At 44.6% G+C, this 13480-nt stretch carries 6 protein-coding genes; all 6 read left to right on the forward strand.

The features are described 5' to 3' along the window. Window positions 1-298: 298 nt before the first annotated feature. The 6 genes from KFE26_RS22360 to pyrD all read left to right on the forward strand — a co-directional run bounded on the left by KFE26_RS22360 (window position 299) and on the right by pyrD (window position 13334). Window positions 299-2341 (forward strand): DUF1302 domain-containing protein, encoded by a 2043-nt coding sequence (locus KFE26_RS22360; protein ID WP_105252651.1) that lies wholly within the window; start codon window positions 299-301, stop codon window positions 2339-2341. A gap of 13 nt (window positions 2342-2354) precedes the next feature. Further along, on the forward strand, window positions 2355-3719 hold the full coding sequence (locus KFE26_RS22365; RefSeq protein ID WP_198572303.1) for a DUF1329 domain-containing protein: 1365 nt from the start codon (window positions 2355-2357) through the stop codon (window positions 3717-3719). Window positions 3720-3773: 54 nt separating this feature from the next. After that, window positions 3774-4790 (forward strand): YCF48-related protein, encoded by a 1017-nt coding sequence (locus KFE26_RS22370; RefSeq protein ID WP_198572302.1) that lies wholly within the window; start codon window positions 3774-3776, stop codon window positions 4788-4790. 36 nt (window positions 4791-4826) lie between these two features. Further along, on the forward strand, window positions 4827-7142 hold the full coding sequence (locus KFE26_RS22375; RefSeq protein ID WP_113940560.1) for an RND family transporter: 2316 nt from the start codon (window positions 4827-4829) through the stop codon (window positions 7140-7142). A gap of 264 nt (window positions 7143-7406) precedes the next feature. Continuing rightward, window positions 7407-12251: an NAD-glutamate dehydrogenase gene (locus KFE26_RS22380; RefSeq protein ID WP_173244568.1), complete on the forward strand. Its 4845-nt coding sequence runs from the start codon at window positions 7407-7409 to the stop codon at window positions 12249-12251. A 63-nt stretch (window positions 12252-12314) separates the two neighbouring features. Further along, window positions 12315-13334: a quinone-dependent dihydroorotate dehydrogenase gene (gene pyrD, locus KFE26_RS22385; protein ID WP_212601764.1), complete on the forward strand. Its 1020-nt coding sequence runs from the start codon at window positions 12315-12317 to the stop codon at window positions 13332-13334. Window positions 13335-13480 lie beyond the last annotated feature (146 nt).

Here is a 13480-nt window from a genome sequence, read left to right on the forward strand (position 1 = left end):
CGGTCGGCTGATTACTAAGCTCGCTTTGTGATATTTTATTTTTAAATATGTTAATGAATTATATGATTTTTTAATGTGTTTTTATGTTTCATTCCTATTCTGCTTTTCGCTAATTTAAATCTCTCCTTTTTAGTTATCGGTACAAATGTACCTACATGCTTAATTCTTTAGAAAATTTTCTCTAACTGCGCCTTGCTCAAGGGGATTAATTGCTGTAACAATGATGTTACCTGTGAGCTAACAAGATGTTGGTTGTAATTCCTAAAACAAAGAATCCAGCAGGGTACGGAGAGCTAAAATGAAAATTGTTAAAAATAGTTTTAACAAATCGGCGCTTGCTTTGGGGGTGGCGTCGGCATTGAGTTTGTTAATGATCCCAAGCGTTAATGCAGTATCTTTTAATTGGGGAGAGGTTGAGGGCACATTTGACTCAACTTGGACTGCTGGTGCGAGCTGGCGTGTAGGGGAGCGCGATTGGGAAGGTCAAATTGGTAAGGTTAATCAACCCCAATTCGATTGGTCTAATTACAGCGCATTTGGCAATACTAAATACACTTCTGCTGAGATTTGGGCCCAGCCCGGATCGTATTCCAGTAACAATGACTTAAGTAATTTACTTTATTCTCAAGGCGATACTACATCCGAAATCGTTAAAGGTTTGCATGAATTGTCATTGAAATACAAAAACTACGGTTTATTCGCTCGTGGTATGTATTTCTATGATCGTAAACTCAATGACGGTAATTATGATTTTAATGATCCGATAACGGGCAAAGAGTTTGACCCTTGTGAAGATAACCGTGCTTCAGAAGTTCAATGTAAAGATATTCGCCTACTCGATGCGTTTGTGTATGGCAATTTTGATCTTAACGATGGCGCTAATCCATTATCTATTCGTGTAGGTAATCAAGTGGTGTCATGGGGTGAAAGTACACTGATTGCCCATGGGATCAGTGAAATCAACGCCGTTGACTTGAACATACTTAACGCGCCTGGTGCTGAACTCAAAGAAGCGTTCAGACCTCAAGGTATGGTGTGGGCTTCCCTTGGTTTGACGGATTCATTAACGGTAGAAGCATTCTATCAATATGATTGGCAACCTATTTGGGTACCGACACCGGGTTCTATTTTTGCTACTAACGATTTTGCGGGTTTCGGTGGTTACGCTCAAAACGCTCAGCTTGGGTTTAATGCTAACCCTGACATCAATTTAGACTTTGTGATGCAAGAATACGAGCGTTTAGCGGGCATGATTGCCAGCGGCCAATCTATTCCGACACAGCAATTGGTTTCTATGGCCTTAGCCTACCCAACAAAAGTGACGCTAGTGCAGGATGAGGCAGAGCCAAGTAATGATGGCCAATACGGTATTAAGCTGGGTTATTACGCGCCTTCACTGGGTGAAACCGAATTTGGTTTTTATTTCATGAATTATCATAGCCGTCGTCCTCTTATCAGTGGTACTGCCGCCGATTTTAGCACGGGTGCACTTTTATCTGATCTGGCGACCATAGGTCAAAACTCGGGTAATATTGATCGTGAATTGCTGCTCAATTTGAAGAGTTTCTCTAAGGCGCAAATCGTTTATCCAGAAGATATCAAGCTTTACGGTTTCAGTTTCAATACCCTGGTTGGTGATACCTCTGTCGCGGCTGAAATTGCCCATCGTCAGGATGAACCACTGCAAATCGATGACGTAGAATTGTTGTTTGCCGGTATGCCACAGCAGTTAGCTAACGCTGGTCTTCGTCCAGATCTCGATGGTATTTCACAGATTAAAGATGTTAAGCCGGGTGAAACCGTGGATGGCTTTATCCGTCTTGATACCACTCAGGCGCAGATGACTTTCACCCATTTATTTGGTCCAACGTTAGGTTTAGATAACTTGACTATGTTGGCCGAAGTGGGTGGCGTGTGGATCCATGATATGCCAGGTTTTGATGAGCTACGTCTCAATGGTCCAGGTACGTCACGTTCTGGCGGCAACCCAGATATGCCCGGCATCATTCAAGCCTTGCACAACGGTCCTGAAACTAACCCGTTCCCAACCGACTTTGCTTGGGGATACCGTTTAGTTGGAAAGGCGGATTTCAACAACGTATTTGCTGGGGTCAATATGTCTCCACGGGTGATTTTCTCCCATGACGTTGATGGTATTACACCTGATCCTATGTTCCTGTTCACGGAAGGACGTAAGTCTGTCGCGCTAGGCGTTAACTTCGACTATCAAAACCGTTGGGGTGCAGATATCTCCTATAACAATTTCTTTGGCGGTGTCGGTACGACGAATGCGATGGCAGATCGTGATTATGTTTCATTCAATATCAAGTATTCGATCTAAAAGGACTCAAACAATGAAGAAACTGACGATATTGGCGAGTGCAGTCATGCTGGCGTTCGCAGCGCCAGTCGCTATGGCTAAGATATCAGAAGCTGATGCGGCAAAACTTGGCAATGAACTTACCCCTTTAGGTGCTGAAAAAGCAGGTAATGCTGATGGTTCTATTCCTGCGTGGGATGGTGGTATCACTAAGCCTGTGGCGGGTTATACCAAAGGGATGCATCACCCAGATCCTTTCCCTGAGGATAAGATTGAATTTACTATTACCAATGCTAACAAAGCGCAATATAAAGATTTTTTAACGCCGGGTCAGATGAAGTTGTTCGAACTTTACCCTGATACCTACAAGATGAATGTGTATAAGACTCGCCGTAGCGCCTCTGTACCACAGTTCGTTTACGATGCGACTAAAGTTAACGCGACTCGTGCTGAACTGATTGCACAGGGCAATGGTATTTCTGGTGCGGCTATTGGTATTCCATTCCCGATCCCTGCAAATGGTTTAGAAGCAATTTGGAACCACATTTTGCGTTTTCGTGGTATCGATATCGAAACTTCCCGTAGCCAAGCTGCACCGACAGCCGATGGTAGCTATAGCTTAGTCGAAACGGCTGAGGAAATTCGTTTCGAATATTCTCGTCCAGAAATTACCTTAGATCAGCTTAAAGCCAGCAATACGCTGTTCTACTTTAAGCAAGTGGTGACTCAGCCTGCACGTTTAGCAGGTACAGCCTTATTGGTTAAAGAAACCATGGATCAAGAGGCGCTTCCCCGCCAAGCTTGGACCTATAACACAGGTCAACGTCGAGTACGTAAAGCGCCGAACGTGGCTTTTGATACACCGGGTACAGTGTCAGATGGTCTGCGTACGACAGATGATTTCGATATGTTTAACGGCTCTCCAGTGCGTTACAACTGGGAACTGGTTGGCAAAAAAGAAATTTATATCCCGTACAACGATTACAAACTGCATTCAGATAAGCTGAAATATGACCAAATATTGAAACCTGGTCATGTGAATCCTGAGTATGTTCGTTGGGAAAAACACCGCGTATGGCAAGTGAGGGCGACGCTGAAAGACGGTATGCGCCACATTTATAAAGTGCGCGATATGTACCTTGATGAAGATTCATGGCAAGTGTCAATCGCCGATCTCTACGACAACCGTGATCAGTTGTATCGTGTGGCCGTTGCACATGGCTTGAATTACTACGAAGTACCTGCACAGTGGGATACTTTAGAAGTCTTCCATGATTTGCAATCCCGTCGTTATCTCGCTATGGGCTTAGACAACCAAAGTGGCATGTATAACTTCGATGCCAAACTGACTGAAGCTAACTTTACCCCCGATGCATTGCGTCGTGAAGGTATCCGTTAATAGGCCACGTACAAAGGGGCGCTTAGCGCCCCTCATTAGTTTAAGGAAGTTTGTATGTCGTTTCGCATCCTTCAGTGTGTCGCTGTATTAAGTTTCGGTGGCGCTTTTTTTCCTTCTACGTTATCTGCAACGCCCTCTGATCCGATTTTTTCTCAAGTTCAACCTCTTGCTGCTTCATCTTTGATTTTAGATATTGCCAACGTAGGCGCAGGTTTAGTGGCTGTGGGTGAACGTGGCCATGCTCTGGTGTATGACGGCAGTTGGCATCAAGTGGCAACGCCCGTGAGTTCACAGCTGACCAAAGTCTTTTTTCTCAATGAAAAACGCGGTTGGGCTGTAGGTCATGATGCAACCATTTTACAGACTCAGGATGGTGGCCAAACTTGGCAGCAGCAGATGCATTCGCCCGAGATTGAAAAACCATTCCTCGATGTGGTGTTTTTAGACGAAAACAATGGTATTGCCATTGGTGCTTACGGTTTGTTTTATCGCACCAACGATGGCGGTGCCCAGTGGCGTGAGGAGTTCCATGAGGAGCTCTTAGCAGAAGAAGATGTGGCTTATTTGGCGGAGTTAAAAGGCAGCGATCAATTGGCCTATTTGAGTGCGCGCGCTTCATTATTGCCGCACTTTAATCGTATTTTAACCTTAACCGATGGACGTTTATTATTGGTTGGCGAGCTGGGCTTAGTCGCTGTTTCTGGCGATCAAGGTAAAACATTTACGCGTACCAATTTTGATTACGATGGTTCTATGTTTAACGCCGTAGAAACGAAAAATGCTGTGTATGTGATGGGCCTTCGCGGTCATATATTCAAAGCTGATGTGAGTTTAAGCCAATGGAATCAAATAGAACTGCCGGTGCAATCCTCAATCAACGGTGCCATGGTTGTTTCTGACGACGCGCTATATTTAGTGGGAAATGCGGGGATAGTGATCAAGCTAAATGAGGATGACACTAGCAGTATCGTGACTCGTCGCCAAGGGGAAAACTTAGTGTCTATTGCAAAGGATAATCAAGGGAATATGTGGTTATCCGGCAGCCAAGGGCTGTTTATTCTTAAGCCATAAAATTTTAAAACTACAATAAATAACAGGGCCGAGAAGATGTTAGAAAAACTGGTCAACGGATTTGAGTCATTTTTGTTTCGCAATCGCGCATGGGTCGTCGGCATTTTTGTGTTTTTGACGTTGTTTTTTGGCTATCAGGCCAGTCAACTCAAAATGGATGCGGCTTTTATCAAAAATATTCCACTGCAGCACAGTTATATGCAGACCTACCTGAAACACCAAAAAGATTTTGGTGGTGCCAACAGCATCATGGTGGCGGTTGAGGATACCAGCGGTAATATTTTTAATGCTAACTATTTTGATACCTTAAAAAATGTGCATGATCAGCTGTTTTTTATTCCAGGGGTTGACCGTGCGCAGGTGAAATCAATTTTTTCGCCTTCCACTCGTTTTACTGAAGTCGTTGAGGATGGTTTTGCTGGCGGGCCTGTTATTCCAGCGGATTTTTCAACTTCAGTGTCTGGGTTAGAAACGGTTCGCGATAATATTGAAAAAGCAGGGATTGTCGGCCGATTAATTGCCAACGATTATAGTGCGGCTATGGTGTCGGCTCAATTAATGGATTTTGATCCACAGACGGGTAAACCGCTTGATACCATTGCTTTTGCTGCACAATTAGAAAAAGAGCTTAGGGGCAAGTTCGAAACCGATAAGGTTAAAATTCACATCATAGGTTTCGCCAAAATGGCGGGGGATGTGGCTGATGGTGCTAAGGGTGTATTGCTGTTCTTCGTGATCGCGATTTTGGTCACCGCCATCATGGTTTACCTCTTTTCTAAATCAATCATCTTGACCATGCTGCCACTGGTCTGCAGTTTAACGGCTGTGGTCTGGCAGCTTGGTTTATTGACTGTGATAGGTTTCGGTCTTGATCCTATGTCGATTCTGGTACCGTTTTTAGTCTTCGCCATCGGTGTGAGCCACGGGGTGCAGATCATTAACGCTGTACGGCGTCGAGTGCTCGACGGGCAAACGACAAAAGCGGCTTCGGCGTCGGCATTTCGTAGTTTATTAGTGCCGGGTGGTGTGGCATTATTGTCCGATACTGTTGGTTTTATTACCCTGTTATTTATCGATATTGGGATTATTCGCGAGCTGGCTATTTCTGCCTCGCTCGGTGTGGGCGTGATCATTTTCACTAACCTTATCCTGTTGCCTTTGGTGATTTCTTTTACTGAAATCAAAGTCAATAAACACGCAGAACCGACCGCTGAAGAAGTGCGAACTGAGGCTATTTGGCGCTTCATGGCGCGTTTTGCGACGCCTAAATATGCTGTGGTAGTCATTATTGCCACTGTGGTGTTGTATTTTGTGGGTCTGCAACAAGCCAATCAGATGAAGATTGGTGATCTACAGGGCGGCGCGCCAGCGTTACATCAAGATTCGCGTTATAACCTCGATACCTTCTTCATCACAGATCATTTCTCTATCACCACAGATGTGATGACTGTGATTGTTGAGGCAGCACCTGAAGCCTGTACTTACCACGATGTGCTCACTCAAATTGATCAGTTTGAATGGTTAGTGCGCAATACTCCTGGGGTGGAGTCGACTGTGAGTCTGGCGTCGGTCGCTAAAAAAGTGAATGCTGGCTTCAACGAAGGTAATCCAAGATGGGAAGTGTTGCCGCGTACAACGGCGAGCTTAGTACAGGCTATTGGCCAAATTCCCACGACTTCAGGTTTATTAAATGGCGATTGTTCTGTCATGCCTGTGTATCTGTTTATGAAAGATCACAAGGCCGAAACCATAGAAACTGTGGTCGCTAAGGTCAAAGCCGTCGCCGCGAAAATGGACAACGAGAAGTTGCAGTTTAAACTGGCGTCGGGTCCTGTGGGTGTAATGGCAGCGACTAACGAAGCGGTGGCCGAGGCGCAGTTACCTATGATGATATACGTCTATGGTGCCGTGTTTGTACTCTGCTTAATCAGCTTTAAATCTTTTAAAGCCACTGTGGCGGTCATTATTCCGTTATATGTCGTGTCGACACTGGCACAGGCTTTGATGACTCAGCTCGATATTGGCTTAGCTGTCAGTACCTTACCTGTCATCGCGCTGGGGGTTGGTATTGGTGTGGACTATGGTATTTATATCCTCTCGACTATGTCGTCTAAGCTATCAAATGGTATGCCAGTGCAACAGGCTTACTATGAGGCGTTGGTCGAACGGGGTAGTGCGGTGATCTTTACGGGCCTTACATTGGCGATTGGTGTCAGTACTTGGTTCTTCTCGGCACTTAAATTCCAAATGGACATGGGAATATTGTTAACATTCATGTTTGTGGTAAATATGCTCGGTGCCATAATTATCCTACCTGCATTGGCCGCCATTTTCTGGCGCCAACCTAAGTAGAGTCTACAAATGGGGAGCTAAGCTCCCCATTTACTTTTGAATACTTAGTCTGCTTTATCGATTGTTTGGTCATTTGTCATTCCTTGTTTACGCCAATACTGGATTTCAAGAGGATGTACCACTAAAATTTTCCTCGAAATACAGCGGTTTTAGTAATAAACTTCGCGCGACGATCTAGATCACATTAATTTATCTGCGATTGTTAAGCCGAAGCATCCAAATAATGAAAAAAGCGCTGCCATAGACGCTTAAGGAAACAGCAACATGGCCTTGAAAGATGCAATGCCTTCAGTACTACTTGAAAATGTAGTCAGTTTAATTCACGCTAAAGTCCCTAATTCACAAGCCAAGCAAGTTGAACAGTTCGCCACCTGCCTTTATGCCCACATGTCGAAAGACGATCTCAATGCGCGTAATGACAGTGATTTATACGGTGCGGTTCTCAGTTTATGGAACGCCCTGAACAAAACACCAAAAGGTAACACTCATCTGAGAGTGTTCAATCCTAGCCAAGCCAAACACGGCTGGCAATCTACTCACTCGATCATTGAAGTTATCCAACCTGACATGCCATTCTTGGTCGATTCAGTTGGTATGGCATTGAATCGTATGGGTATTACTGCTCACATGATGTTGCACACTCCACTGGCCATTGAGCGTTCAGAAAGTGGTGTGACGAATGTCACTTATCTTAATCAGAGCCCTGAAAGCACTGAGCATGTCGCCGTATTTTTGATTGAAATTGACCGTCAAAGCAGCACGGTTGATATCAAAGCATTAGAGCGCGAAATTCAGTCTGTGCTTGCCGATGTCGCTTCATCAGTCAACGACTGGGAAGTCATGTCTGCCAAGTTGGCTGAGATGATCAAGGAATTGCCAAAACGTCCGTTCCCGGGCGATAAGCAAGAGTTAGAAGAAGCGATTAACTTCCTGACTTACTTGAATAATCATCACTTTACGCTATTAGGTTACCGTCAATACGATTTGAAACGTGTCGAAGGTGACGTTGAGTTAGTGCCTAATATCGCCTCTAGTTTAGGTTTGATGAACAAGCACACTAAAGCGCAACCTGAGCAAGGTTTGTTGTTATCTAGCTTCTCCGATAGTGCCCGCAAAGAAGCCTTAGACCACAGCTTACTGATCCTCACTAAGAGCAGTGCTAAGAGCCGCGTGCATCGCCCAGCTTATGTCGATTATATCGGTATTAAGCGTTTCGATAAGAAAGGCAATGTGATTGGCGAAGATAGATTTATCGGTTTATATGCGTCAAACCTGTATAACCGTAGCCCACGTGAGATCCCACTGCTGAATGAAAAAGTGCAGCGTGTGTTAGATCGTTCAGGCTTGACCCCACGTTCACACGACTATAAAGCCCTGCTAAACATCCTTGAGAATTTACCTCGTGACGAGCTAATTCAAGCAAATGTTGATGATTTATCGCACATGGCCCATGGCGTGTTAGAAATGCAAGACAGAGACAAGCTGAAACTCTTTGTACGCAAAGATGGCTTTGGCCGTTTCTTATCCTGTTTAGTGTACGTTTCTAAGGATCGTTACAACACTAAACTCCGCCAAGATACTCAACGTATTCTGGCCCAGCACTTTAACAGCAAAGAAGATGTAGAGTTTACGACTTATTTCTCCGAGTCGACGCTAGCCCGCACTCACTACATAGTCAAAGTTGATAACAATAATATGGATGTAGATGTGGCTGCCATAGAGAACAACTTAATAGAAGCGGCACGTTCGTGGGAAGATAAGTTAAGCACTGCGCTTAACAGTGCACTCGGCGAAGAAGCTGGCACTCATCTGACTAAGCGTTATTTCAATGCGTTTGAGCAAAGCTATAAAGAAGACGTATTGCCAAGTTCTGCCGTCGTCGACATGCAACAGCTCGAAGCACTAGATGATGAACACAAGCTCGGCATGTTGTTCTATCAACCGCAGGAAGCGGCGCTGAACGACAACAAAGTGCGTTTAAAGCTATTCCATAAAGATGAGCCTATTCATCTTTCTGACGTGCTGCCAATGCTTGAAAACTTTGGTCTGCGCGTGATCAACGAGCGTCCATATGAAGTCACGACTTCAGACGGTTCTACCTTCTGGATCTTAGACTTCTTGATGACAGTTAAAGTCGTCAACACAGATAACATCGCTGATAGTCAAGACAGATTCCAAACAGCACTGTCACAAGTGTGGCAAAAGAAGTTAGAAGATGACGGCTTCAACCGCATTATTCTGGCATCTGGTTTAACCGGCCGTGAAGTCTCTGTATTGCGCGCTTATGCGAAATATATGCGTCAAATCGATGCGACTTTCAGTCAGTCATATATTGAAGAAACCTTCGGTCGTTACCCACAAATCGCTGATTTGTTGGTGAAGATGTTCATCCGTAAATTTAACCCTAAACTGAAAACTCGTACTCTGGGCAAGTTTTTGGAGCAGATCAATTTACGTTTAGATGAAGTGTCTAGCTTAGATGATGACCGTATTATTCGTCGTTATTTAGACTTGATTAACGCCACTCTGCGTACCAACTTCTACCAACTGGATGCCAAAGGCGAATCTAAGAGTTATATCTCGTTTAAATTCATGCCTTCACTGATCCCTGAAATGCCACGTCCACTGCCGAAATTCGAAATCTTCGTTTATTCGCCACGGGTTGAAGGTGTGCATTTACGTTACGGTAAAGTGGCTCGTGGTGGCCTGCGTTGGTCAGATCGCCGTGAAGACTTCCGTACCGAAGTATTAGGTCTGGTAAAAGCACAGCAAGTGAAAAACACTGTGATTGTGCCTGTGGGTGCTAAAGGTGGCTTTGTTTGTAAACAATTGCCAACTGAAGGCGGCCGTGAAGCTTTCTTCACCGAAGGTCAAGAATGTTACCGCATCTTTATCCGTGCATTGCTCGATATTACCGATAACATTTTGAACGGTGAAATCGTCCATCCATTGGATGTGGTTCGTCACGATGAAGATGACCCATATTTAGTGGTAGCAGCCGATAAAGGTACAGCGACATTCTCTGATATCGCGAACTCGATTTCCCTCGAATACCGCTTCTGGCTCGGTGATGCATTCGCATCGGGTGGCAGCAACGGTTATGACCATAAGAAAATGGGTATCACGGCCAAAGGCGGCTGGGAATCGGTTAAGCGTCATTTCCGCGAAGTCGGTATTGATTGTCAAACCACAGACTTTACCTGTTTAGGTATAGGTGACATGGCGGGCGACGTATTCGGTAACGGTATGTTGTTGTCTAAGCACACTAAACTGGTTGCAGCCTTTAACCACATGCATATCTTTATCGATCCAAATCCGGATACGGCATTAAGTTATGATGAACGGGCGCGTTTATTCGCTCTGCCACGTTCAAGCTGGGAAGACTACAGCAGCAAGTTGATTTCTAAAGGTGGCGGTATTTTCCTCCGTTCATCTAAATCCATTCCATTATCGGCAGAGATGAAGCAAATGTTGGCCACAGAGAAAACCTCTATGACCCCAACTGAGCTGATGAAAGAACTGCTGAAAATGCCAGTGGATTTGATCTGGAACGGCGGTATCGGTACGTATGTGAAGTCTTCGCGTGAAACCCACGCTGAAGTCGGTGATCGTGCCAACGATGCTCTACGTGTCAACGGTGGCGAACTGCGCGCTAAGATAGTCGGCGAGGGCGGTAACTTAGGTTGTACTCAGTTAGGTCGTATTGAATATGCGTCTAATGGCGGCCGCATCAACACTGACTTCGTGGATAACGTTGGTGGTGTGGACTGTTCAGACAACGAAGTGAACATCAAGATTTTGCTGAACGCTATGGTGACTGAAGGTGAACTGACGCTTAAGCAGCGTAACCGTTTACTGGAAGAAATGACTGAAGAAGTCGGCCAAATCGTACTGCAAGACTGTAAAGATCAAACTCGTACTATCTCTGTGACTCAAGTGCGCGGTGCTGAGCAGTTAAAAGAGCAGATCCGCTTTATCCAGTACCTGGAAAAAGAAGGCAAGTTAGACAGAGCGTTAGAGTTCTTACCGTCTGACGATGAGCTAGCTGAACGTTTAGCCAGTGGTCGTGCATTAACGCGCCCAGAGCTATCAGTATTGGTTGCTTATGCGAAAATGGTGCTGAAAGAGCAATTAGTGACGCCAGAAATCACTGAAGATACGCTGTTAAGCCAACTGCTTATCGCGTATTTCCCGAAAAAACTTCAGGAAAAATACAGCGACAAAATGGCAACCCATCCACTGCGTGGCGAAATCATTGCGACCTCACTCGCCAATGAACTTGTCAACGACATGGGCTTGAACTTTGTTCAACGTATGCAAGATGAGACTGGTGCCTCAGTTGCCGACGCGGCAATTTGTTACACTATGGCTCGCGAAGTATTTGGTTTAGCTGAATTAACTAAATCGATCACTGACTTAAACGGCATAGTTCCGGCTGTGGTTCAAGGTGAAATGCTGCATCAGTTACGCCGCAATATGCGTCGTGCTAGCCGCTGGTTCCTACGTCACCGTAACCGCTCTTGGAGCATCGAACAAACCGTTGCTTTCTTCAAACCGGTATTTGAACAAATTAAAGATAATGTTCATTTATATCTGGTCGAAGAAGAAGCTAAAGGTATCCAATCTGAGATCAATGCCTTGGTCAAAGAAAACGTACCACAAGCTGTGGCAACGATTGTGGCTAACATGAGCACCTTGTTCTCTGCCTTAGACATTGCCCAAATTGCGCAAACAGAAGATAAGACAGTGGCATTAGTGGCTGAAACTTACTTCAAACTCGGCGCCCGCGTTGAGCTGCACTGGTTCTTAGAACAGATCAGCGCTCAACCTGTAGCGAACCATTGGCAAGCACTGGCTCGTGCCGCCTTTAGGGAAGAGTTAGATTGGCAACAACGTGCATTAAGTTCAGTGGTCTTAAGAACTTGCAGTGCAACCTGTGATGCCGAAAGTGTGATTTCTCAGTGGATTGAGATAAATCAAGGCTTATTGGAAAGATGGTTCCATATGCTAGCTGACTTTAAAACGTCGCAAATCCATGAGTTTGCTAAGTTCTCTGTCGCCCTACGTGAACTTAACCTTCTGATCCTTCATTGCGAAGGCCAAAAGTAAACTTATTATAACAATCAGAAGCCCTGGCGATCGCCGGGGCTTTTTTTAGGTCGAGGAAAGTACATGTTTTATAAAATCGCACAGAAAGTCATGTTTCAGATGGATCCTGAGCGAGCTCACCATCTTGCTATAGGCAGTTTAAAAATGACCGCCAATAGCCCGTTAACGTGTCTATATGGACAAACGATTGCACCCGCTCCTGTCAGCTTTATGGGGTTGACCTTTCCTAACCCAGTGGGACTTGCTGCCGGTATGGACAAGGACGGCGAATCGATTGATGCCTTTCATGCGATGGGATTTGGTCATATTGAAGTGGGTACAGTTACCCCAAGACCACAGCCTGGTAACGATTTACCCCGTCTATTTAGATTAAAGCCTGCCAAAGGCATCATTAATCGCATGGGGTTTAATAATAAGGGTGTCGATAATCTGGTCAAAAATTTGATCACTAAAAAGACCGATATTATGGTTGGCGTCAATATTGGCAAAAATAAAGACACGCCAGTAGAACAAGGTAAAGACGATTATTTGATCTGCATGGATAAAGTTTATCTCCATGCGGCTTATATTGCGGTGAATATTTCATCACCCAATACCCCAGGATTACGATCGCTACAATATGGCGATCTATTAGATGAATTATTGAGCGCAATTAAAACCAAGCAACTTGAGCTGGCCGAAAAGCATAAAAAATACGTGCCTATCGCGCTTAAAATTGCTCCAGATTTAACCATCGAAGAAATTGAAAATATCGCGCAAGCTTTGATTAAAAACAAATTTGATGGTGCAATTGCGACCAATACCACTTTAACGCGTGATGGTGTTAGCGGTCTTGCCAACGCCAATGAAAGTGGCGGGTTAAGCGGCAAACCCTTAACTGAGCTGTCTACTAAAGTGATTAAGCAATTGGCAATTTGTTTGAAAGGGCAGATCCCGATCATCGGTGTGGGCGGTATTAATAGCGCAGAAGATGCCTTAGCCAAATTTGATGCGGGCGCCACTATGGTTCAGATTTATTCGGGTTTTATTTATCAAGGTCCGAAGTTAATTAAAGAAATAGTGAATGCATACCGCTTGAAATAATGATCTTAGGATTAATATAACGATCTAAAATAAGATCTTATTCTTTAACAGCGATCTAAAATGATCCTTAGATCGCTATTAAGATCTTACAATAGATCGACTAAGTAACTTTTAAATCTGTCTCTTATACACATCACAGAGCCCAC

This window comes from Shewanella sp. M16, assembly GCF_018224605.1.
Lineage (GTDB): Bacteria > Pseudomonadota > Gammaproteobacteria > Enterobacterales > Shewanellaceae > Shewanella > Shewanella oncorhynchi.